At 69.0% G+C, this 21,874-nt stretch carries 22 protein-coding genes; 6 read left to right on the top strand and 16 right to left on the bottom strand.

The features are described from left to right. Positions 1 to 152 precede the first annotated feature (152 nt). The gene (locus tag H0B43_RS30455) at positions 153 to 776 is read left to right on the top strand and encodes a hypothetical protein (protein WP_312033647.1); all 624 of its coding nucleotides are present in this window, start codon (positions 153 to 155) and stop codon (positions 774 to 776) included. A gap of 8 nt (positions 777 to 784) precedes the next feature. Here the strand turns inward: H0B43_RS30455 and H0B43_RS30450 are convergent, their stop codons facing one another. Then, positions 785 to 2,176, bottom strand: coding sequence for a glycine--tRNA ligase (locus H0B43_RS30450; RefSeq protein WP_005247885.1), 1,392 nt, complete (start codon positions 2,174 to 2,176; stop codon positions 785 to 787). 122 nt (positions 2,177 to 2,298) lie between these two features. On the opposite strand from H0B43_RS30450, the gene H0B43_RS30445 reads away from it, so the two are divergent. Next, a complete protein-coding gene (locus H0B43_RS30445) occupies positions 2,299 to 2,742 on the top strand; it encodes an ArsR/SmtB family transcription factor (protein WP_378465005.1) in 444 nt (147 codons plus the stop codon). 5 nt (positions 2,743 to 2,747) lie between these two features. Further along, a complete protein-coding gene (locus H0B43_RS30440; RefSeq protein ID WP_185724536.1) occupies positions 2,748 to 3,173 on the top strand; it encodes a Fur family transcriptional regulator in 426 nt (141 codons plus the stop codon). Positions 3,174 to 3,176: 3 nt separating this feature from the next. Here the strand turns inward: H0B43_RS30440 and H0B43_RS30435 are convergent, their stop codons facing one another. From H0B43_RS30435 to H0B43_RS30390, 10 genes are all read right to left on the bottom strand, one after another. After that, positions 3,177 to 3,578: a hypothetical protein gene (locus tag H0B43_RS30435; RefSeq protein WP_185724537.1), complete on the bottom strand. Its 402-nt coding sequence runs from the start codon at positions 3,576 to 3,578 to the stop codon at positions 3,177 to 3,179. Next, positions 3,575 to 4,384 (bottom strand): isoprenyl transferase, encoded by an 810-nt coding sequence (locus H0B43_RS30430; protein ID WP_061045323.1) that lies wholly within the window; start codon positions 4,382 to 4,384, stop codon positions 3,575 to 3,577. The genes H0B43_RS30435 and H0B43_RS30430 overlap by 4 nt, the downstream gene beginning before the upstream one ends. Continuing rightward, positions 4,350 to 5,165 (bottom strand): DNA repair protein RecO, encoded by an 816-nt coding sequence (gene recO, locus H0B43_RS30425; protein ID WP_185724538.1) that lies wholly within the window; start codon positions 5,163 to 5,165, stop codon positions 4,350 to 4,352. Before recO ends, H0B43_RS30430 begins: the two co-directional genes overlap by 35 nt. A 57-nt stretch (positions 5,166 to 5,222) precedes the next feature. Continuing rightward, a complete protein-coding gene (locus tag H0B43_RS30420) occupies positions 5,223 to 5,903 on the bottom strand; it encodes a response regulator (RefSeq protein WP_185724539.1) in 681 nt (226 codons plus the stop codon). After that, positions 5,900 to 8,437 (bottom strand): sensor histidine kinase KdpD, encoded by a 2,538-nt coding sequence (locus H0B43_RS30415; RefSeq protein WP_185724540.1) that lies wholly within the window; start codon positions 8,435 to 8,437, stop codon positions 5,900 to 5,902. The genes H0B43_RS30420 and H0B43_RS30415 overlap by 4 nt, the downstream gene beginning before the upstream one ends. 7 nt (positions 8,438 to 8,444) lie before the next feature. Beyond that, complete coding sequence (locus H0B43_RS30410) at positions 8,445 to 9,095, bottom strand: potassium-transporting ATPase subunit C (protein ID WP_185724541.1); 651 nt, start codon at positions 9,093 to 9,095, stop codon at positions 8,445 to 8,447. Positions 9,096 to 9,101: 6 nt separating this feature from the next. Beyond that, positions 9,102 to 11,204, bottom strand: a complete 2,103-nt coding sequence (gene kdpB, locus H0B43_RS30405) for a potassium-transporting ATPase subunit KdpB (RefSeq protein WP_185724542.1) — start codon at positions 11,202 to 11,204, stop codon at positions 9,102 to 9,104. Beyond that, entirely contained in the window at positions 11,201 to 12,886 is a 1,686-nt protein-coding gene (kdpA, locus tag H0B43_RS30400) for a potassium-transporting ATPase subunit KdpA (RefSeq protein WP_185724543.1), read from the bottom strand. The genes kdpB and kdpA overlap by 4 nt, the downstream gene beginning before the upstream one ends. Further along, positions 12,886 to 12,984: a potassium-transporting ATPase subunit F gene (locus H0B43_RS30395; RefSeq protein WP_185724544.1), complete on the bottom strand. Its 99-nt coding sequence runs from the start codon at positions 12,982 to 12,984 to the stop codon at positions 12,886 to 12,888. The genes kdpA and H0B43_RS30395 overlap by 1 nt, the downstream gene beginning before the upstream one ends. Before the next feature lie 256 nt (positions 12,985 to 13,240). Further along, on the bottom strand, positions 13,241 to 13,870 hold the full coding sequence (locus H0B43_RS30390; protein ID WP_185724545.1) for a pyridoxamine 5'-phosphate oxidase family protein: 630 nt from the start codon (positions 13,868 to 13,870) through the stop codon (positions 13,241 to 13,243). A 77-nt stretch (positions 13,871 to 13,947) separates the two neighbouring features. Here H0B43_RS30390 and H0B43_RS30385 point away from each other — a divergent pair, with 77 nt between their 5' ends. Genes H0B43_RS30385 through H0B43_RS30375 form a run of 3 tightly spaced genes read left to right on the top strand, consistent with a single transcriptional unit; the run spans position 13,948 to position 17,479 of the window. Continuing rightward, positions 13,948 to 15,396, top strand: a complete 1,449-nt coding sequence (locus tag H0B43_RS30385) for a PLP-dependent aminotransferase family protein (RefSeq protein ID WP_185724546.1) — start codon at positions 13,948 to 13,950, stop codon at positions 15,394 to 15,396. A 40-nt stretch (positions 15,397 to 15,436) separates the two neighbouring features. Beyond that, a complete protein-coding gene (locus tag H0B43_RS30380) occupies positions 15,437 to 16,903 on the top strand; it encodes an amidase (protein ID WP_185724547.1) in 1,467 nt (488 codons plus the stop codon). 3 nt (positions 16,904 to 16,906) lie between these two features. Next, positions 16,907 to 17,479: a TetR/AcrR family transcriptional regulator gene (locus tag H0B43_RS30375; RefSeq protein WP_185724548.1), complete on the top strand. Its 573-nt coding sequence runs from the start codon at positions 16,907 to 16,909 to the stop codon at positions 17,477 to 17,479. Positions 17,480 to 17,522: 43 nt separating this feature from the next. Here H0B43_RS30375 and era read toward each other — a convergent pair whose 3' ends face one another. The 5 genes from era to H0B43_RS30350 are packed head-to-tail and all read right to left on the bottom strand — an operon-like array spanning position 17,523 to position 21,748. Next, on the bottom strand, positions 17,523 to 18,440 hold the full coding sequence (era, locus tag H0B43_RS30370; protein WP_185724549.1) for a GTPase Era: 918 nt from the start codon (positions 18,438 to 18,440) through the stop codon (positions 17,523 to 17,525). Beyond that, positions 18,433 to 18,765 carry a cytidine deaminase gene (locus H0B43_RS30365; protein WP_185724550.1) on the bottom strand — a complete coding sequence of 111 codons (333 nt, stop codon included), beginning with the start codon at positions 18,763 to 18,765 and terminating at the stop codon, positions 18,433 to 18,435. The genes era and H0B43_RS30365 overlap by 8 nt, the downstream gene beginning before the upstream one ends. Continuing rightward, positions 18,758 to 20,074 (bottom strand): hemolysin family protein, encoded by a 1,317-nt coding sequence (locus tag H0B43_RS30360; RefSeq protein ID WP_185724551.1) that lies wholly within the window; start codon positions 20,072 to 20,074, stop codon positions 18,758 to 18,760. The genes H0B43_RS30365 and H0B43_RS30360 overlap by 8 nt, the downstream gene beginning before the upstream one ends. Before the next feature lie 21 nt (positions 20,075 to 20,095). Then, positions 20,096 to 20,638 carry an rRNA maturation RNase YbeY gene (ybeY, locus tag H0B43_RS30355; RefSeq protein ID WP_185724552.1) on the bottom strand — a complete coding sequence of 181 codons (543 nt, stop codon included), beginning with the start codon at positions 20,636 to 20,638 and terminating at the stop codon, positions 20,096 to 20,098. A gap of 36 nt (positions 20,639 to 20,674) precedes the next feature. Continuing rightward, on the bottom strand, positions 20,675 to 21,748 hold the full coding sequence (locus H0B43_RS30350) for a PhoH family protein (protein ID WP_185724553.1): 1,074 nt from the start codon (positions 21,746 to 21,748) through the stop codon (positions 20,675 to 20,677). Between the last annotated feature and the right edge of the window lie 126 nt (positions 21,749 to 21,874).

The following is a 21,874-nucleotide window of genomic DNA, read 5'->3' as shown; positions in this document are numbered from 1 at the left end:
TCCTCCCGGGCTGCAGCAACGGGGAGTCGGCCGACGAGGCTCCCGCCCCGCTGGCGGCGGAGGCGTATCGCAGCCGTGAGGACGACGCCGCCGGCGGCCGGATTCACGTACGGATAACGAATACCGGCGACGTCCCCGCCACCGTGACGTCGGTGGCGCTGGACAGTCCGGGTTTCGATCCGGCGCCCGAGACACGGCGCGAGATCGAACTCGGTCCCGGGAACCGGATCGACGTCGAGGCCGGGTACGGCACGGTGCGCTGCGACACTCCCCCGGACCCGGCGTACGCCCTGCTCGGTGTGGCGGGAGCGTCTCCCGTGCGGGTGCCGCTCGCCACCCCCTACGACGTTCTCCGCCGCATCCACGACGCCGACTGCGCCGCAGAAGATCTGGAGAAGGCCGCCCCGGTGACCCTCGTCCCGGCGCCGGCACCGCCCGAGCCGACGGCTCCGCTGCCCGCCCGGCTGGTCGTGACCCGGGGCACGGCGTCGGGCGACATTCGATTGGACGAGGTCGGCGGCAGCGTCCTGTACGACGTGCGCGGTGCGCTTCCCGCCACGATGCCGGCCGATCAGGATCGGCTGAGCGTCGACATCACGATCGACGCGGCACGGTGCGACCCCCACGCACTCGCGGAGGCGAAGAAGCCGTTCGTCTTTCCGTTGTGGATCGCCATCGGCTCGTCGGAACCGGAATACTCGCGCATCCCGGTGTCCGAGGAGAACCGGCGAATCCTGACGAACTATCTGACCGTCACGTGCGACGCGCGCCGGTGACGGTCAGATCAGGAACCGATGAGGCGCTGCGCCAGGTAGCCCTCGACCTGGTCGAGCGCGACCCGCTCCTGGGCCATCGAGTCACGCTCGCGCACCGTCACGGCGTGGTCCTCGAGGGTGTCGAAGTCGACGGTGATGCAGAACGGGGTGCCGATCTCGTCTTGACGGCGGTAGCGGCGGCCGATCGCGCCGGCGTCGTCGAACTCGACGTTCCAGTGCTGGCGGAGCGTCGCGGCGAGGTCCTTGGCCTTCGGCGTCAGGTCCGCGTTACGCGACAGCGGCAGCACCGCAGCCTTCACCGGCGCGAGACGACGGTCCAGGCGCAGCACGGTGCGCTTGTCGACGCCGCCCTTCGCGTTCGGCGCCTCGTCCTCGGTGTACGCGTCGACGAGGAACGCCATCAGCGAACGGGTGAGACCGGCTGCCGGCTCGATGACGTACGGCGTGTACCGCTCACCGGTGGCCTGGTCGTAGTAGTTGAGGTCGGTGCCCGAGTGCTTCGAGTGGGTCGACAGGTCGAAGTCGGTGCGGTTGGCCACACCCTCCAGTTCGCCCCATTCGCTGCCCTGGAAGTGGAAGCGGTACTCGATGTCGACGGTGCGCTTCGAGTAGTGCGACAGCTTGTCCTGCGCGTGCTCGTACAGGCGCAGGTTGTCCTTGTTGATGCCGAGCCCGGTGTACCAGTCCATGCGGTAGTCGATCCAGTACTGGTGCCACTCCTCGTCCTCGCCGGGCTTGACGAAGAACTCCATCTCCATCTGCTCGAACTCGCGGGTGCGGAAGATGAAGTTGCCGGGCGTGATCTCGTTGCGGAAGCTCTTGCCGATCTGGCCGATGCCGAACGGCGGCTTCTTGCGCGACGTGGTGAGCACGTTCGCGAAGTTCACGAAGATGCCCTGCGCGGTTTCCGGGCGCAGGTAGTGCATGCCCTCTTCGCTCTCGACCGGGCCGAGATACGTCTTGAGCATCATGTTGAAGTCGCGGGGCTCGGTCCACTGACCGACCGTGCCGCAGTCGGGGCAGCCCACGACGTCCATCGGGACATCGTCCGGGTTGTCGAGACCCTTCTTCTCCGCGTACGCCTCCTGCAGGTGGTCCTGACGATGACGCTTGTGACAGTTCAGGCACTCGACCAGTGGGTCGTTGAACACGCCGACGTGACCCGACGCCACCCACACCTCGCGCGGCAGGATCACCGAGGAGTCGAGGCCTACGACGTCCTCGCGGCTGGTGACCATGTTGCGCCACCACTGCTTCTTGATGTTTTCCTTGAGTTCGACACCCAGGGGGCCGTAGTCCCAGGCCGACTTCGTGCCTCCGTAGATCTCACCGCACGGATAGACCAGGCCACGACGCTTGGCGAGATTGACGACGGTTTCGACTTTGGACTTCGGTGCCACTCGAGTGCTCTCCATCTGGGTAATAGATGCATGGTTCACGTGCGCTTTTCGGATCCCAGCCTATCTGCCCGATTCCCGTCGGTTCACCCACCCGGTTGACATGCGTATTCGTGCATATCAAAATGGAATTGATTTGCAATAAGATGAGGGCGATCCTCCGAGGCCCGTGGCCCGGTGGCCTCATTCTCGTCCATCGTCCGGCACACCGAAGGAGATCACTGGTGAGCGTCACCGATCCCGGGGATCTGCATCCGTTCGAGGCCGCCCCGCCGGCCCCGGTGCCGTCGAAGGAGACGCTGACCGCCGCCGGCGACATCCTCCGCGCCCTCGCCGCCCCCGTCCGCATCGCGATAGTCCTCCAACTCCGCGAATCGGAACGTTGCGTCCACGAACTCGTGGGAGCACTGGGCGTCACCCAGCCACTGATCAGTCAGCATCTTCGCGTGCTCAAGGCAGCCGGCGTCGTCCGCGGCGAACGCACCGGACGGGAAGTCCTCTACCGCCTGGTGGACGACCACCTCGCCCACATCGTCGTGGACGCCGTCGCGCACGCCGAGGAAGGATAGAAGCCTTGACCCAGAACACCGGCCAGCGCAAACCCGTCGTCGTGGGCGTTCGGGCGACCAAGCAGCGCAGCGCCATCTCCGCCCTCCTCGACGACATCGAGGAGTTCCGGTCGGCGCAGGAACTGCACGACGAACTGCGCAAACGCGGCGAGGGCATAGGACTGACCACCGTGTACCGCACCCTGCAGACGCTCGCCGATGCCGGCACGGTCGACGTCCTGCGCATCGACACCGGCGAGTCCGTGTACCGGCGCTGCTCGTCCGGGCACCACCATCACCTCGTCTGCCGCACCTGCGGCTACACCGTCGAGGTCGAGGGACCGACCGTGGAGCAGTGGTCGCAGTCGATCGCCGACACGCACGGTTTCTCCGACGTCAGCCACACCATCGAGATCTTCGGCCTCTGCAAGGACTGCACCGCACCGCAGTGAGCGTCAGGGAATGAGCCCCTGCCGGGCAGTGTCGGCGCCGCTCAGCACGAGGAGCAGCATGGTCGTGAGCGCCTCGTCTTCCAGCCCGGCCGCCGGGAACGTGTAGCGCAGGATGACGTCCGCGAGCCGGCCGTGGGCGAACACCGCGATCGAACCGAATTGCACTGCGCCGTTCCGTTCCGCAACCTTCTTGTGCAACGAGGCACTGACCGGGCGATCCCAGGCCAGCACGCACGTCATCGACAGCACATCGAGGCCGTCGGTGAGGGTCATCGCACTGATCGAACACAACGCACCCGCGTACTCGAAGCTCAGCGACCCGTCGTCCGCCGTCGAGACGGTCGCGAAATGCTCGAGCGCCCTCGCCGCGCCGGCGAGCAGCGCGGGTGCTCCGTCGGCCGTCACTTCACTCCCCCGAACCTGCGGTCGCGCGAGGCGTACTCGACGCACGCCGCCCACAGATCGCGGCGGTCGAAATCGGGAAACAGCTTCTCCTGGTACACCATCTCGGCGTACGCCGACTGCCAGATCAGGAAGTTGGACGTGCGCTGCTCGCCGGACGGCCGGAGGAACAGGTCGACGTCCGGCATGTCCGGCTCGTCGAGGTACCGCGCCACGGTCGCCTCGGTGATCTTCTCCGGGTCCAGCTGTCCGGCCGCCACCCGCCTGCCGATCTCCTTCGCCGCGTCGGCGATCTCCGCGCGACCGCCGTAGTTGACGCACATGGTCAGGTTCATGACCGTGTTGTGCTTCGTCAGCTCTTCGGCGATCTCGAGTTCCTTGATGACGCTGCGCCACAGCTTCGGGCGGCGCCCCGCCCACCGCACACGCACCCCCATCTCGTGCATCTCGTCACGGCGGCGCCGGATCACGTCGCGGTTGAACCCCATCAGGAAGCGGACCTCCTCGGGGCTGCGCTTCCAGTTCTCGGTGGAGAACGCGTACGCCGACAACCATTCGACGCCCATCTCGATGCACCCGCAGACGGCATCCATCAGCACGGCCTCGCCGCGTTCGTGGCCCGCGGTCCGGGGCAGTCCCCGCTCCTGCGCCCAGCGACCGTTGCCGTCCATCACCAGCGCGATGTGCCGCGGCACCAGTTCGGGTTGCAGGCCGGGCGGGCGGGCGCCCGAGGGGTGCGGGTCCGGCGGCCGGATCTGGCGCTCGGCCCCGGAGTTATGCGGGGCTCGAGGTTCGCGTCGTCGAATCACGGTCCCCATCCTGCCTGACCGAATCCTCCGCCCCCACCGCCGCATGCGGTCGTGCGCGTTCGATCAGCGGGAGAGTGCGGAGTTGCCGTTCGAGGTGCCACTGCAGATGCGCCGCGACGAGACCGCTCGCCTGCCCCCGCAACGCGTCGGGCACCTGCTCCGTCCTTACCCAGTCGCCGCGGAACAGCGCATCCATCAGATCGAGGACACCCGGCGACGGGGTGGCGGCGCCCGGCGGGCGGCAGTGGACGCACACCGCTCCCCCGGCGGCCACGTGGAAGGCCCGGTGCGGTCCGGGCGCGCTGCACCGCGCACAGTCGTCGAGGGCGGGCGCCCACCCCGCGAAACCCATGGCCCGCAACAGGAACGCGTCGAGGATCAGCTCACACGGACGGTGGTGTTCGGCGACCGCACGCAGCGCCCCGACCGTCAGTCGATGCAGTTGCAGCGCCGGGGCGCGTTCCTCACCGGCGAGCCGCTCGGCGGTCTCGAGGATCGCGCACGCCGTCGTGTACCGGGTGTAGTCGTCGACGATGTCGGTGGCGAACGCGTCGACGGTCTGCACCTGGGTGACGATGTCGAGGTTGCGTCCCGGGTAGAGCTGCACGTCGATGTGCGCGAACGGCTCGAGCCGGGCCCCGAACTTCGATTTCGTGCGGCGCACCCCCTTGGCGACCGCCCGCACCAGACCGTGCTGCCGGGTGAGGAGCGTGACGATCCGGTCGGCCTCGCCCAGCTTGTGCTGGCGTAGCACCACCGCATTGTCTCGATACAACCTCACCGGTCCAGTCTCCCACGTCGAGGCGACCACATTCCGCACGCCGAGCCGCGCGCGATCTCACACCTGGAACCGGTATCCCATCCCGGCCTCGGTGATGAGGTGACGCGGATGGGACGGGTCGTCCTCGAGTTTGCGCCTCAGCTGCGCCAGGTACACCCGCAAGTAGTGGGTCTCGGTGGCGTACGCCGGACCCCACACCTCCCGGAGGAGTTCTTTCTGGCCCACGAGTTTGCCCTTGTTCCGCACGAGCATCTCGAGCATTCCCCACTCGGTCGGCGTCAGGTGGACCTCCACCCCGGACCGGCGCACGGTTTTCGCCGCGAGATCGACGGTGAACGAATCCGTCTCCACCACAGGCTCGCTCGTGTCGACGGCGGCGGTCGCGCGGCGCGCGGCCGCCCGGACCCGCGCCAGGAATTCGTCCATCCCGAACGGCTTGGTGACGTAGTCGTCGGCGCCGGCGTCGAGGGCGTCCACCTTGTCCGCGGAATCGGTGCGGGCCGACAGCACGATCACCGGTGCCGGGCACCACCCGCGGAGGCCGGCGAGCACCTCCGTCCCGTCCATGTCGGGGAGCCCGAGGTCGAGCACGATCACGTCCGGCTGTCGCTCGGCGGCGGCGCGCAGAGCGGCCGCCCCCGACGCGGCCGTGACCACGTCGTATCCGCGCACGCTGAGATTGATCCGCAGGGCGCGGAGGATCTGCGGTTCGTCGTCGACGACGAGAACTCGTGTCATGGATGCTCCCCTCCCGGCCCGGCCAGTTCCACCACCATGGTCAGTCCTCCGCCCGGGGTGTCGGTGGCGCTGATCGTCCCGCCCATCGCGTCGACGAATCCGCGGACGACGGAGAGTCCGAGCCCGACCCCGGTGGTCGTGTCCCGGTCTCCCAGCCGCTGGAACGGGTCGAACATCTCCTCGGCCCGCCCGCGCGGAATCCCCGGTCCCGTGTCGGCGACGGTGATCACGGCGCGGTCTCCCACCGCCGCGGCGCCGACCCGGATCACGGAGTCCTCACCGTAGCGGAGCGCGTTGTCGATCAGATTCGCCAGAACCCGCTCGAGCAGCCCCGAATCCGCCATGGCCGTGACCGCTCCGACGTCGACCTCCACCCGTTCCCGTGCCCGGGTGCCCGTGCGGCCGCCGATCCCCAGACCCACCAGCGCCCGGTGCACCACCTCGTCGAGATACACCGGACGCAGAGTCGGCGTCACGACCCCCGCCGCGAGGCGGGACGAGTCGAGCAGGTTGCCGACGAGCGAGGTGAGGACATCGGCGGATTCCTCGATGGTCGCGAGCAGTTCGGCGGTGTCTTCCGGGGAGAAGTCGACGTCGTCGCTGCGCAGGCTGGACGCAGCCGCCTTCACGGCGGCCAGCGGGGTCCGGAGGTCGTGGCTGACGGCGGACAGCAGCGAGCGCCGCAACCGGTCGGCCTCGGCCAGCGCCTGCGCCTGGCCGGCTTCTTGAGCGAGCTCGGCCTGGCGGATCATGCCCACCGCCTGGTTGGCGACCGCGAGCAGCACGCGACGGTCCCGGGCGCGCAGTTCACTGCCGCGGAGGGCGAGCGCGTATTCCCCTTCCCCCACCTCGCAGACCGTGTCGGCTTCGTCGACGCTCCGCGGGGCGTGCGGTCCGACCGACCCCACCGCACCGCGATCGCGGTGCAGGACACTGACCGACTCCTGGCCGTACGTCTCGCGCACCTTGTCGAGCAGGGTCTCCAGATCCGCGCCACGCAGCACGGATCCGGCGAAGAGTGCCAGCAACTCCGCCTCCTGCGACGCCCGGCGGGCCTCCCGCGAACGCTTGGCTGCCGCGTCGACCAGGACCGCGACCGCGACGGCGACCACGAGCAGCACGACCGTGGTGACGAAGTTGTCCGGCTCGGCGATGGTGAAGCTGTGCACCGGCGGCGTGAAGAAATAGTTGAGGAACAGTCCCGAGATCAGCGCGGAGAAGGCCGCGGGCGCGACACCGCCGAGCAGGGAGACGAGCAGGACCACGATGAAGAACAGCGCGCCCTCGCCGACCAGTCCGAGCCACCGGTCGACGGCCGTCATCACCAGCGTCGCCACCGACGGGACGAGGACCGCGGCGATCCAGGCGATCGCGGTGCGGGACCGCGATCCCACCGGCGACAGTCGCCGCGGGCGGTGGGATTCGCCGTGCGTCACCATGTGCACATCGATCGACCCCGACTGCTGCAGGACGCTCGCACCGATCCCCTCGTCGAAGATCCGCGCCCACCGTGAACGTCGCGACGTGCCCAGCACCAACTGGGTGGCGTTCGCGGTCCGGGCGAAATCGAGCAGTGTGGTCGGCACGTCGTCCCCGACGACGCTGTGCAGGCTCGCCCCGATACTCGCGGCGAGAGTGCGCACCTTGCCCATCTCCGGCGCCGAGACGCCTGCGAGACCGTCGCCCCGCACCACGTGCACGACGCTCAGCTCGGCGCTGGATCTCGACGCGATGCGGCTCGCGCGCCGCACCAGTGTCTCCGACTCCGGTCCGCCCGTCACGGCGACCACGACGCGTTCACGAGCCTCCCACGTCTCGGTGATCTTGTTCTCCGCGCGATATTTCGCGAGCGCGGCGTCCACCTGATCGGCCACCCACAGCAACGCCAGTTCACGGAGCGCGGTGAGATTCCCTTTCCGGAAATAGTTGCCGAGCGCGGCGTCGACCTTCTCCGCGGCGTAGATGTTTCCGTGGGACAGTCTGCGGCGCAATGCCTCCGGGGTGATGTCCACCAGCTCCACCTGGGTGGCCGCGCGCACCACCTTGTCGGGGACCGTTTCCTGCTGCACCACCCCGGTGATTCGCTGGACCACGTCGTTGAGGCTCTCGAGGTGCTGGACATTGAGCGTCGACAGGACGTCGATGCCGGCGGCGAGGAGTATCTCCACGTCCTGCCAGCGTTTCTCGTGGACGCTGCCCGGCGTGTTCGTGTGCGCGAGCTCGTCGACGAGCACGAGTGCCGGTGAGCGCGCCAGCACCGCCTCGACGTCCAGCTCCCGGCCGAGCGTGCCGCGGTAGGCGATGACCTTGGGCGGAATCAGTTCGAGGTCACCGAGCTGCGCCGCCGTGCGGTCGCGGCCGTGGGTTTCCACCACGGCCGCGACCACGTCGCATCCCCGCTCCCGGCGGCGGTGGGCCTCACCGAGCATGGCGTACGTCTTGCCGACACCCGGTGCCGCACCGAGATAGATGCGCAGTTCACCGCGCCGGCGTTCGACGTCCCGGCGCTCGCCGTCGGATCCGGTACCACTCACCTCGTCATCATCCACCAGCGGTCGGTGCCGTGCACTCGGGTGCGGTCAGGCCGAGCGCCAGGTTCAGTTCGAGGACGTTCACCCGTTCCTCGCCGAGGAACCCGAGTTGCCGTCCCTCGGTGTTCTCGGCGACGAGCTGCCGGACCCGGATCTCGCTGAGGCCGTTCGCCTCCGCGGCCCTCCGCACCTGCAATGCCGCATACGCGGGGCTGATGTGCGGGTCGATGCCGGAGCCCGATCCGGTGACCGCGTCGGCCGGAACGTCGCCGGGATCGACGCCCTCGCGCGCGGCGATCGCGGCACGGCGCTCGGCGACGAACGACGCCAGGATCTCACTGCTCGGTCCCTGGTTGGTGGGCAGCGCCGTCGCGGGGTCGCCGGGGGTGAACGGATCCCCATCGGACACCGACCCGGTCACCCGGTTGTGGAAGTACGGGTCCGGCTGCCCTGCCGGCACCTGCGGGTCGACACCGACCCACCGGCTTCCGATGACGCACCCGGTGCTGTCCCGCAGGGGAGAACCCTCGGCCGCGCCGGCGCCGATCCTGCTCACCCCCCACACCGCGGCGGGATAGAGCACGCCGAGAACGGCCGTGAGTGCGAGCAGGACGAGGAGCCCGGCCCAGGTCTGCCGGAGCAGTCCGATGAGAAAACGCATGCGGGATCACCCAATTCCGGGAATGAGACGGACGACGAGGTCGATCAACCAGATACCGGCGAACGGGGTGATCACTCCGCCGAGACCGTAGACCAGCAGGTTACGGCCGAGCAGTGTCGACGCCGACGACGGCCGATAACGAACACCTTTCAGCGACAACGGGATCAGGGCCACGATCACGACGGCGTTGAAGATCACCGCCGACAGGATGGCCGATTCCGGGGTGGCCAGACGCATGATGTTCAGTGTGTCCAGCTGCGGGTAGATGACGCTGAACAACGCGGGGAGGATGGCGAAGTACTTGGCCAGGTCGTTGGCGAGCGAGAACGTGGTCAGCGCCCCGCGGGTGATGAGCAGCTGTTTGCCGATCTCCACCACCTCGATGAGCTTGGTGGGATCCGAATCGAGATCCACCATGTTCCCGGCTTCCTTCGCGGCGGACGTGCCGGTGTTCATGGCCACCCCGACGTCCGCCTGGGCCAGCGCCGGGGCGTCGTTGGTGCCGTCACCGGTCATCGCGACCAGCCGTCCTCCCTCCTGTTCCTTGCGGATCAGCGCGAGCTTGTCCTCTGGTGTCGCCTCCGCCATGAAGTCGTCGACACCGGCTTCGGCCGCGATGGCCTTGGCGGTGAGCGGATTGTCGCCGGTGATCATCACCGTGCGGATTCCCATCGCCCGCAGTTCCGCGAACCGCTCGGCGATGCCCGGTTTCACCACGTCCGACAGCGCGATCACCCCCAGCACCGTCGGCTCGCCGGTGTGAGCCGAGGCCACGACCAACGGTGTGCCTCCGGCCTGAGCGATAGCGGTCACCGTCTCGGTGACCGCGTGCGCCGCACGCCCGCCGAGGGCCTGGACCCACGTCAGTACGGCGTCGCTCGCACCCTTGCGAATCCTTGTGTCGTCGATATCGAGTCCGCTCATCCTGGTCTGCGCCGTGAACGGCACGAACTCCGCGGTTCGCTCCGCCTCGGACGGTGCCGGGGCGAGCCCGAAGTCCCGGGCGCACAGATCCACGATGCTGCGACCCTCGGGGGTGCCGTCCGCGAGACTCGACAGACGTGCGGCCGTGGCCAATTCGATCGCCGTGACTCCCGGAGCGGGGTGCAGGGCGGTGGCCTGCCGGTTGCCGAACGTGATGGTGCCGGTCTTGTCCATCAGCAGCGTGTCGATGTCGCCTGCGGCCTCCACCGCCCGCCCCGACATCGCGAGGACGTTGCGCTGCACCAACCGGTCCATCCCCGCGATGCCGATGGCGGACAGCAGGGCACCGATGGTCGTGGGGATCAGGCACACCAGCAACGCGATCAGCTTGATCGGATCCTGCTCCCGACCCGCGTACAGGCCCATCGGACCGATCGCGACGACGGCCAGCAGGAAGATGATCGTCAACGACGCCAGCAGGATGTTCAGGGCGATCTCGTTGGGCGTCTTCTGCCGCGCCGCCCCTTCCACCAGGGCGATCATCCGGTCGACGAACGACTGTCCCGGGGCTGCGGTGATGCGGACGACGATCCGGTCGGAGAGCACGGTCGTGCCGCCGGTGACGGCGCAGCGGTCGCCGCCGGATTCGCGGACGACGGGTGCCGACTCGCCGGTGATGGCCGACTCGTCCACGGTCGCAATGCCGTCGACGACGTCGCCGTCGCCCGGGATCACCTCGCCCGCCTCGACGACGACCCGGTCACCGACGACGAGGTCGGTGCCCGGCAGCGATTCCAGGCTGCCGCTCGGCGTGACGCGATGCGCCGTCGTGTCCTGCTTCACCTTCCGCAGACTCGCCGCCTGCGCCTTGCCGCGCCCCTCGGCGACCGATTCGGCCAGGTTGGCGAACAGCACGGTGAACCACAGCCACGCCGTCACCGCCCAGGAGAACACCGACGGGTCGGCGACGGCCATCGCGGTGGTGACGACGGAACCGACGAACACCACGAACATCACCGGGTTGCGCGCGAGATGCCGGGGGTCTACTTTGCGCACGGCGCCCGGTAGCGCCGTCAGCAGTTGAGCGGGGCTGAAGATTCCCGCCTTCACGGGTGCCGGGCCGTGGCCGCCCGGCGTCGTGGTCGCCGTCCCGGTCTCCGGACGACTGGTCACGTTCACACTCACTGCAGGGCCTCCGCGATCGGTCCCAGCGCGAGGGCCGGGAAGAATGTCAACGCCGCGACGAGCACGACGGTGCCGGTGAGAAGCCCGGTGAACATCGGGCCCGCAGTCGGCAGGGTGCCGGCGCCTGCGGCGGTCTTCTTCTGCGATGCCAGCGATCCGGCGAGCGCGAGAACGAGGATGATCGGCAGGAACCGGCCGAACAGCATGCACAGTCCGAGAGCGCTCTGGAACCAGTCGCTCGTCACCGTCAGACCGCCGAACGCGCTGCCGTTGTTATTCGACGCCGACGCGAACGCGTACAGCACTTCCGAGAATCCGTGAATGGATCCGGGGGTTCCGGGGTCGCCGCTGTTGCCCTGATAGCCGGTGGTCGAGGACAGGATGACGGTGATTCCGGTCCCGATCAGCACCAGCGCTGGCATCACCAGCACGGACAGGGCGGCGAGGGTGATCTCCCGCTGCCGCAGTTTCTTGCCGAGGTATTCGGGGGTACGGCCGACGAGGAGTCCGCCGACGAAGACGGCGATGAGGGCGAGGACCAGAATTCCGTAGAGTCCGGTACCCACACCGCCAGGCGCGATCTCACCGAGGAGCATGTTCAGCAACACGGCCCCGCCGCCGAGCGACGACAGGCTGTCGTGTGCGGAATTCACCGCGCCCGTGGACGTTCCGGTGGTGCTCACGGCGAACAGTGCCGTGCCGGGGATGCCGAATCGAACTTCCTTGCCCTCCATCATCGCGCCCGCGGCGGTGGCGGCGACGCCGCGCCGACCGGACTCGGCCGCAAGCGTGATCGCGAGCAGCGAGCCCCACAGGATGCCCATGACGGCGAGCAGGGTCAGACCCTGCTTGCGGTCGCCGACCATGGTGCCGAACGTGCGGGTGAGCGAGACCGGGATCAGGAGGATCGCCAGGATCTCGACGATGTTGCTGACCGGCGTCGGGTTCTCGAACGGGTGCGCCGAGTTGGCGGCGAGAATGCCGCCGCCGTTGGTGCCGAGTTCCTTGATCGCTTCCTGCGAGGCGACGGGCGCCAGCGCGTTGGTGACGGCATTGCCGTCCAGGCCGGTGGACGCGAATCCGGTGTGGAAGGACTGGATCACACCCTGGCTCAACAGAATCAGCGCGATGACGAACGAGAACGGCAGCAGGATCCGCAGACTCCCGCGGGTGAGGTCGACCCAGAAGTTGCCGACCTCCCCGCCCCGCGACACCCGGACGAACCCGCGGATCAGCGCGACCGCGACGGCCATCCCCACTGCCGCGGACACGAAGTTCTGCACGGCGAGTCCGACCGGCTGGGTCAGGTTGCTCATCGTGGTTTCGGGGGCGTACGACTGCCAGTTGGTGTTCGTCACGAACGACACCGCGGTGTTGAAGGCGACGGCGGGGCTGACCCCGGACAGGTCCCCGGACAGCGGCAGAATGCCCTGAATACGTTGCAGGACATACAGGAAGAGCACACCCGCCATCGAGAATCCCAGCACGCTGCCGGCGTAGCCGTACCAGGTCTGCTCGGTGTGGGGATTGATGCGGCAGAGGCGGTACAGCACGGACTCCACCCGCAGGTGGTGCCGCGATTCGTACACGCGGGCCAGGTAGTCGCCCACCGGCACGTACGCCACCGCGAGGACGGCGACGACGACGGCGATCTGCAACCCGGCCGCGAGAGCGGGCGTCATCAGAAGCGCTCCGGGTCGACGAGCGCGATGAGCAGGTAGACGACGAGCGCGGCGGCGATCGCGACGAGGACGACAGCGAGTATTCCGGCGCCCGTCATTTCGCGCGTCCGGTCTGCACGCGTCCGGTCTGCAGGGCACGGAGAACGAGCGCGCAACAGGCGAATCCGCCGAGGACGAGCGCTACGTAGGCCACGTCGGCCATGTGAGGATCCTCTTCGTACTGATCCTGCGGTTCAGCGCAGGCATGACAGCCCACGATGCGTGGGGTGTCATGCCAGCATCGCGCCGGATCGAGGCGGCAGAAGCGACGCTGACGAAGCGCTTACGGGTCCCGGACGGCTCTTGACGCTTTCCTTACGCGGTCCGGGTCAGGCGCGACACGGACGCCGGCAGCGGGGTGCCGCTCGCCACCCACGGCGCCGGGACGGGCGCACCGGCAACCGACCGCACGGGGACCACGCCGGCCCAGGCGCTGCTGGATTCCGCAGGTTCGCCCGGCGGCGCGTCGCGCACCTTGACGGTCCACCCGCCCGGCGTGATCGGGAGGGCGAGGGCCAGCGTCGCGGCGAGTTCCTTGCGCCGGTGCCCGCGAACCTCGGTGCTGCGGCCGGGGATCAGCACGTCGGACAGCGCGTTGAGCGCGTCGGCGGATTCGTCCTCGTCCAGGGTGACGAGGTTGCCGCGGACCACGGCGGAGCGGTAGTTCGCCGACGAGTCGAACAGCGTGTCCGCGACGACGATCCCGTCGAGCATCGCGACGCACAGCACCGCGGGGGCGCCCGCGGCCACCTGCCGCAGCGCACCCGCCCCGGTGGATCCGTGCAGCAGGATCCTGTCGCCGTCGCGGGCGTAGAGCATCGGCACGGCCCACGGCAGCCCGTCGACGACGGTGGCGAGGGTGCCCATCGGCGCGGCGTCGAGGACGGCGTCCAGTTGCGCTCGTTCGGTTCGGGCACGGTCGGGGTATCTCATGATCTTGTCCACGAGACCATCGTCGATCCCATGTGGATCAGCTTCCAGATCCACAATCGCAATTATCTACAGACCAGTATTGTCGGGTCATGCCCCGGATCAGCCCCGAACTGCACCTGACGTTGCAGCTCCCCCATACCGACGCGCCACTTCGACACCGGATCGCGGAGTCGATCCTCGACGAGATCCGGGTGGGGCGCCTTCGGCCGGGTGACCCCCTGCCCTCCACCCGGGCGCTGGCCGATCACCTGACGGTGGCGCGGGCCTCGGTGGTCGACGCCTACGACGAACTCTGCGCGTCCGGGTACGCCAGCGCCCGCGCCGGTTCCGGCACTCGGATCGCGCCCGGCGCCGACGTCGCGGCCCGCGCCCACGCCGCGTCGCACGCGGTTCCCGGTTCGCCCGGGCGGCGATCCTCCGCCGCCCCGGATGCACCGGACACCCGGTGGGATCTCACACCGGGCCACCCCGACCCCGGTCTGATCTCCACCACCGACTGGCGCCGGGCGTGGCGGTCGGCGGCCGCCGCCGCGGTGACCTCCGACGTCCCCGGCCCCGACGGGCACCCGGAGTTGCGGCAGTCCCTCGCGGGGCATCTGCGCCGCACCCGGGGGATCGCGGCACATGCCGACGAACTGGTGATCGTTCCCGGTGTGGGCTCCGCGCTCCGGACCCTCGTCGCCGCGGCCGGGCTCGGCGGCCGCGACATAGCGTTCGAGGAGCCCGGCTACAGCCGCGCCCGCCGGGTCCTCGAGGCCGCAGGCGCGCGGACACGCTGCGTGCCGGTAGACGACGACGGCCTCGACCCCGGACTGCTGGCCACGACCGACGCGGCGGCGTACTGCACCCCGGCGCATCAGTACCCGATGGGTGCCCGGATGCCGGTGGGCCGCCGGGCCCGGCTCGTCGCCGATGCCGCCGCATCCGGGACCTTGATCATCGAGGACGACTACGACGGCGAATTCCGCTACGACGTGTCGGCGTTGCCCGCGCTGCGCAGCATCGACCGCGGGTCCGAATGCGTGGCGTACGTGGGCACCGCGTCGAAGATCCTCACCCCCGCGATCCGAGTGGCGTGGGTGATCGCCCCGCCGGCGCTGCGGACGGAACTCGTCCGGGCCCTGGACACGAGTGGCGAGGCCTGCTGCGCGGTCACCGCCCTCGCCCTGGCGCAGTTCATCGATTCGGGTGCATTGTCGCGGCACCTCGCCCGCGCCTCCCGCACGTACGCGGCCCGCCGGTCCGCGTTCGTCACCGCGCTGCGTCAGCAGTGCGCCGCGCGCGGCGTGGACGGTGTCGGGATCGCCGGCATCGAGGCGGGCCTCCACGTCGTCCTCACGCTGCCGCGCTCGGTGGACGACGTGGCCTTGTCGGCGGAACTGCAGGACCGCGGGGTGACGGTACCCACTCTCGCCGACTACCGCACCACACCGGGCGGACATCGGGGACTGGTCTGCGGTTACGCCCGGCTGCCCGAAACGCAGGCTCACGGTGCCGCCGAAGTGATCGGAACCGTAGTCCGCCGACACGTCCGCTGATACTGTTCGTTCGAACGAACAGTGACGCGGGAGGGGCGGGATGAGCACGGGACACGTGGGCAGTGAGCGACAGCGCAGCGGACGACGGCGCGGGGACGAGGGCACTGGCGACTGGGCGCCGGGGCTCGTCCAACAGGTGGCGGCGCTGGCGTCCGGCGCCACCACCTCGGTCGCGGCCACCCGCGCCGCACTGGACCGCATCGACGCGAGCCAGCCGACGCTCAACGCGTTCAAGGTGGTCCGCCGAACCACGGCCCTGGCCGAAGCGGCCGAGGCCGACCGCCGGATCGCCGCCGGTGAGCGCCTCCCGTTGCTCGGGGTGCCGATCGCCGTCAAGGACGACGTGGACGTGGCGGGAGAGCCGACCGCATTCGGATGTCCCGGCGACTTCCCGCCCGCGGAACGCGATTCCGAGATGGTGCGACGCCTGCGCGCCGCCGGTGCCGTGATCGTGGGCAAGACGAACAGCCCGGAACTCGGGCAGTGGCCCTTCACCGGTGGCCCCGCCTTCGGTCACACCCGAAATCCGTGGAATCGCGACCACACACCCGGAGGATCGTCCGGTGGCGCCGCGGCCGCCGTCTCCGCCGGTCTGGTGTCCGCGGCGATCGGCTCCGACGGCGCCGGTTCCATCCGCATCCCCGCCGCCTGGACCAACCTCGTCGGGATCAAGCCGCAACGCGGCCGCATCTCCACCTGGCCCGCCGCGGAGGCGTTCTACGGACTCACCGTCAACGGTCCGCTCGCCCGGACCGTCGCCGACGCGGCGCTGCTGCTCGACGTCGCGGCGGGACCGCACGAGGGCGACCTCCACACGCCGGCACCGGTTACGGTCAGCGACGCCGTCGGCCGCGATCCCGGACCGCTGCGCATCGCGCTGTCCCTGCGGATCCCGTTCACCGCCACCCCCACCACGCTGCACCCCGAAGTCCGTCAGGGCGTCGCCCGGATCGCCGAGGCGCTGCGCAGGCTGGGCCATCGCGTCGTCGTGGACGACCCCGACTACGGAATCATGTTCGGGCTCGGTTTCCTCCCGCGGTCGATGGCCGGCATCGACGACTGGACGCGGAAGGTCCCGGACCCGTCGCTCGTCGACCCCCGCACCAAGAGCAATGCCCGCACCGGGCGGCTCCTGCGCGGCGCGCCGCTGCGTGCCGCCCGGGCGGCCGAGCCGAGGGCGCGGCGACGCGTCGGCGCGATCTTCGACAAGTACGACCTGGTCCTCGCCCCCACCACCGCGACTCCCCCACCGGCGGTCGAGGGGATCGACGGGATCAGCTCCTGGGCCACGGACAAGGTGATCACCGCGGTCTGCCCGTACGCGTGGCCGTGGAACGTGCTCGGCTGGCCCAGCGTGAACGTCCCGGCGGGGTTCACGTCCGGCAACCTGCCGATCGGAGCACAGTTGATGGGACACGACAACGCCGAACCGCTCCTGGTGTCCGTTGCCGCCCAGCTCGAATCGGTGCTCCGGTGGGATCGGGAACGTCCAGGGAAATGGTGGTGACCGATGGCTTCGACGGACGTCCGTGACCGCATCCTCGCGGCGGCGCTGCACATCGTCGGCACGGAAGGCATTCCCGGCGTGACCAATCGGCGGATCGCCACGCAGGCCGGGGTCTCGCTCGGCTCCATCACGTACCACTTCCCCACCCAAACGGACCTGCTCCGCGCCGCGCTGTCGGGGTTTGTGACGGAGGAGACGCGGCGACTGTCGGAACTGGCGGAGGGCTACCGCGACACGGGGCTGAGCTTCGAGGACGCCGCGGCTCTCACCGAGAAGGTCGCGAAGGATCTGGCGTTCTCCGCCGAGCGGATCGCCCCGTTCGAGCTGTACATCCACGCGGGTCGTGATCACGAACTACGGCAGTCCGCCGCCGAATGTTTCGCCGCATACGACGAACTGACGGTGACGATCCTCACCGCACTCGGTATCCCCGATGCGGCGTCCATCGCGCCGACGGTCGTGGCCACCATCGCCGGCCTCCAGCTCAGGAGACTCGCCACCGGAAGCGACGGCGATCACGACTTCGCGGCGTCGGTGCTCCTGCTGTTGAGGGCCGCAGGCCCCGTGAGCGGTTGACGAGTCCCTGGACTCGTCGACCACGCACGGGCGGCGCGGCCGCCTAGAAGCCCAGGCGGCCCAGCTGTTTCGGGTCGCGCTGCCAGTCCTTGGCCACCTTGACGTGCAGTTCGAGAAAGATCTTGGTGCCGAGGAGTTTCTCGATCTGCAGCCGGGCCTTGGTGCCCACCTCGCGGAGGCGGGCGCCGCCCTTGCCGATCACGATGCCCTTCTGACTGGGCCGCTCGACGTACAGCAGCGCGTGGACGTCGAGCAGCTCGCCCTGCTTCTCGGTGCGTCCCTCGCGGGGAATGATCTCCTCGATGACCACGGCCAGCGAGTGCGGCAGTTCGTCGCCGAGCCCCTCGAGCGCCGCCTCGCGAATGAGCTCGGCCATCAGCGTCTCTTCGGGTTCGTCGGTGAGTTCGCCGTCCGGGTAGAACGCCGGGCCCTCCTCCATCTTCGAGGCGAGGACGTCGACCAGCACCTCCACCTGCTCCCCGGACGCGGCGGACACCGGCACGACGTCCGACTCGGGGCCGAGGAGCTGGGACACGGCCAGCAACTGCTGCCCGACCATGTCCTTGCTGACCTTGTCGATCTTCGTGACGATGCCGACGAGCGTGGTCTTGGGCGCGATCTGCCGGACCTGCTGCACGATCCACCGGTCGCCGGGGCCGATCTTCTCGTCCGCCGGGATGCACAAACAGATCACGTCGACCTCGGAGTACGTGTCGCGCACGAGATCGTTGAGGCGCTGCCCGAGGAGGGTCCGGGGACGGTGCAGACCCGGGGTGTCGACGAGGATCAGCTGCGCGTGGTCGCGGTGCACGATGCCGCGGATGGTGTGGCGGGTGGTCTGCGGGCGCGACGACGTGATCGCGATCTTGCTGCCCACCAGCGCGTTGGTCAGCGTGGACTTGCCGGTGTTGGGTCGTCCGACGAAACAGACGAATCCGGAACGGAATTCGGGTTTACTCATGTTGCTCCTCGATCACGGATCCATCGGTTCGCGCGAAGACGACGGCCGCCTGCGCACTGATTTCGTGTAGTGCGGCGATGCCCGGGTCGTGTGCGTTGCCGCCGATCACGGCGGCCGCCTCGAAACCCTCGGCGCCGCTCGACACCGCCGCCGCGACGGCGGCCTGCAGCGCGGTCAGCGACAGCGCCGTCAGCGCGACCGCTCCCGCCGCGTAGGTGCGTCCGTCGAGATCGCGGACCGCGGCACCCTGCCCACTTCCGGTGCGGCCGAGCGCTCCTCGCGCGAGCACGACCAATTTCGCGTCCTCGGCGTCCAATTCAGTCATCGTCACCCTCCCGTCGGCGGTCGTCCGGATCGTCGTCGTCGACGGGTGCCCGTTGCACGAACACAGTGCTGATCCGCACCCGCCCGCGCACATCGGGCGAACCCTCACCGCGGAGGACGAGTCCGTGCGACACGACCTCGGATCCCGGGAGCGGGACCCTGCCGAGTTCGTATCCGATCAGCCCACCGACCGTTTCGACTTCGTCGTTCTCGATCTCGATGCCGAACAGGTCACCGAGATCCTCGATCGGCAGTCGCGCGGAAACACGGAACATGCCGTCTCCGAGGTCCTCGACGGGCGGCGTCTCGTCCTGGTCGTACTCGTCGGCGATCTCTCCGACGATCTCCTCGATGACGTCCTCGATGGTGACCAGTCCGGCGACGCCGCCGTATTCGTCGACCAGCACCGCCATGTGGTTGCGGTCGCGCTGCATCTCGGCGAGCAGACTGTCAAGGGGCTTGGAATCGGGCACGAACACGGCGGGCCGCATCACGTCGCGGACGAGGACACTGCGTCCGCCGTCCCGCGAGTGGTACGTCTCCTGCACGAGATCCTTGAGATACACCACGCCGAGCACGTCGTCGACGTTCTCCCCGATCACGGGGATGCGCGAATGCCCGCTGCGCACGGCCAGCGACGTCGCCTGCCCTGCGCTCTTGTCGCTCTCGATCCACACCATCTCGGTGCGCGGCACCATCACCTCGCGGGCGGACGTGTCCCCCAGTTCGAACACCGACTGGATCATCCGGCGTTCGCCGTCGGCGACCACGCCGCGCTCCTGCGCCATGTCGACGAGTTCGCGCAGCTCGATCTCGGAGGCGAAGGGGCCGTTGCGAAATCCCTTACCCGGGGTGATCGCGTTACCGATCAGGATCAGCAGGCGGCTGATCGGGCCCAGCAGGGTTCCGATGACCTGCAGAGGAAATGACGTGATCAGTGCGATCGAATATGCGTGCTGGCGGCCGAGCGTACGGGGGCCGACCCCGATCACCACGTAGTCGACGAGCACCATGATGATCGCGGTGACCGTGAGCGCCCACACGGGTTCGAGGAGGTCGGAGAGTCCACCGACGAGCACCACCGTCGCCGTGATCTCACACAGGATGCGCAGCAGCACCATGAGATTCACGTAGCGGGGGCGATCGGACAGGATGCGGAGGACGCGGGTGGCGCCGGGCCGGTCGTCTTTCGCCATCTCCTCGATCCGCGCGGACGAGATCGTGTTGAGAGCGGAATCGACGGCGGCGAAGACACCACCGAGAGGGACGAGGACGATCGCGAGGACGATCAGCGCGATGGCGCTACTCACAGAAGACCCTTCACGTGGCGGTTACTGATCCGGTGAGTCGAAGAAGCCGGCCTTGCCGAGCAGCTTCTGGTCCCGGGCAGCGAGTGCGGCGTCCCGCTCGGCTCTGCGCAGATCCTCGTACCAGTCTTCGAGCAACTGGTTCTGCAGGCCGAACATCTCCTTCTCCTCCTCCGGTTCGGCGTGGTCGTAGCCGAGGAGGTGGAGCACACCGTGCACGGTGAGCAGCGCGAGTTCGTGTGCGAGCGCGTGACCGGCCTTGTCTGCCTGGTCGGCGGCGAAGGACGGACACAGCACGATGTCACCGAGCATCGACGGCCCGGGCTCGGGCGAATCCGGGCGACCGCCGGGCTCGAGTTCGTCCATCGGGAAGGACATCACGTCGGTGGGGCCGGGAAGGTCCATCCACCGCATGTGGAGGTCGGCCATGGTGGCGGAGTCCACGAGGACCATCGACAACTCGGCCGCGGGGTGCACGTCCATCCTCGCGATCACGAAGCGGGCGACGCTGATCAGCTCCTCTTCGGAGACGTCCATGCCCGATTCGTTCGAGACTTCGATGCTCATGTGTGTCGCTTCCTCCTGGTTCCGGCGACACTCACCCTACCGTCGTGGAGAACGCGCGTGCGCCGCTCTGCGCTGTGCGCGGTTTCCGAGCTCGACCTTGCCGTCCCGGTCCGCCTCGAAACGCTCGTACGCGTCGACGATGTCGGACACCAGCCGGTGCCGGACGACGTCGCTGCTGTTGAGTTCGGCGAAGTTGATGTCGTCGATGTCACCGAGGATCTCGGTGGCCGCGCGCAGACCCGACCGGGCACCACCGGGCAGGTCGACCTGCGTGACGTCGCCGGTGACGACGACCTTGGAACCGAATCCCAGGCGGGTGAGGAACATCTTCATCTGCTCGGCGGTGGTGTTCTGGGCCTCGTCGAGGATGATGAACGCGTCGTTGAGGGTGCGACCGCGCATGTAGGCCAGCGGCGCCACCTCGATGACACCTGACTGCATCAGCTTCGGGATGGCCTCGGGGTCCATCATGTCGTGCAGCGCGTCGTGCAGCGGGCGCAGGTACGGATCGATCTTCTCGTGCAGCGTGCCGGGCAGGAACCCGAGCCGCTCGCCCGCCTCGACCGCGGGGCGGGTGAGGATGATCCGCGACACCTGCTTGGTCTGCAGGGCCTGCACCGCCTTGGCCATGGCGAGGTAGGTCTTGCCGGTTCCGGCGGGCCCGATGCCGAACACGATGGTGTTGGCGTCGATCGCGTCGACGTAGCGTTTCTGGTTGAGCGTCTTCGGCCGGATCGTCTTGCCGCGCCGCGACAGGATGTCGAGGGTGAGGACCTCGGCGGGCGATTCGCTCAGGCCCTGCGTGAGCATGCCCACGGTGCGACGAACCGCGTCGGGGGTGAGCGGTTGCCCGCGGCCGACGATGGAGCCCAGTTCGGCGATGACCCGTTCGGCGAGCGCGACGTCGCCCGGCCGTCCCGTCAGCGTGACGGCGTTGCCGCGTACATGGATGTCTGCGTCCAGGACCCGTTCGAGAGCGCGCAGATTCTCGTCGGAGGAACCGAGGAGAGGCGGGACCGTTTCGGGTGGGAGATCGATACTCGAACGCACGGTGCGTTCCGCCGGACGCGTGGCGCCGAACGTCTCGCCGTTCTGGTCGTGTTCGCTCACGTTTGGGATATGGCCTACTTTCCGGTTCCCGGGTGGTCGCGACGGTCGTCGTGATGAGGGAAGTCTATCGCTCGCAGGTCACAGCGCCCACTCGATTACGCGACGCCGTCACCGATCCGAAGCCTC

Origin of the sequence: Rhodococcus sp. 4CII (assembly GCF_014256275.1) — a bacterium.
Lineage (GTDB): Bacteria > Actinomycetota > Actinomycetes > Mycobacteriales > Mycobacteriaceae > Rhodococcus_F > Rhodococcus_F wratislaviensis_A.
The sequence above is the reverse complement of the archived record's forward strand: the minus strand, read 5'-3'. Positions and strand labels throughout refer to the sequence as shown.

What these genes read in the sequence shown, in the direction of transcription:
- H0B43_RS30445 (WP_378465005.1), top strand. Translation starts at nt 2,299, where the DNA reads ATGGAATTGATTTGCAATAAGATGAGGGCGATCCTCCGAGGCCCGTGG.
- H0B43_RS30420 (WP_185724539.1), bottom strand. Translation starts at nt 5,903, where the DNA reads ATGACACGAGTTCTCGTCGTCGACGACGAACCGCAGATCCTCCGCGCC.
- H0B43_RS30410 (WP_185724541.1), bottom strand. Translation starts at nt 9,095, where the DNA reads ATGCGTTTTCTCATCGGACTGCTCCGGCAGACCTGGGCCGGGCTCCTC.
- kdpA (WP_185724543.1), bottom strand. Translation starts at nt 12,886, where the DNA reads ATGACGCCCGCTCTCGCGGCCGGGTTGCAGATCGCCGTCGTCGTCGCC.
- H0B43_RS30395 (WP_185724544.1), bottom strand. Translation starts at nt 12,984, where the DNA reads ATGACGGGCGCCGGAATACTCGCTGTCGTCCTCGTCGCGATCGCCGCC.
- H0B43_RS30385 (WP_185724546.1), top strand. Translation starts at nt 13,948, where the DNA reads ATGCCCCGGATCAGCCCCGAACTGCACCTGACGTTGCAGCTCCCCCAT.
- H0B43_RS30380 (WP_185724547.1), top strand. Translation starts at nt 15,437, where the DNA reads ATGAGCACGGGACACGTGGGCAGTGAGCGACAGCGCAGCGGACGACGG.
- H0B43_RS30375 (WP_185724548.1), top strand. Translation starts at nt 16,907, where the DNA reads ATGGCTTCGACGGACGTCCGTGACCGCATCCTCGCGGCGGCGCTGCAC.
- era (WP_185724549.1), bottom strand. Translation starts at nt 18,440, where the DNA reads ATGAGTAAACCCGAATTCCGTTCCGGATTCGTCTGTTTCGTCGGACGA.
- H0B43_RS30365 (WP_185724550.1), bottom strand. Translation starts at nt 18,765, where the DNA reads ATGACTGAATTGGACGCCGAGGACGCGAAATTGGTCGTGCTCGCGCGA.
- ybeY (WP_185724552.1), bottom strand. Translation starts at nt 20,638, where the DNA reads ATGAGCATCGAAGTCTCGAACGAATCGGGCATGGACGTCTCCGAAGAG.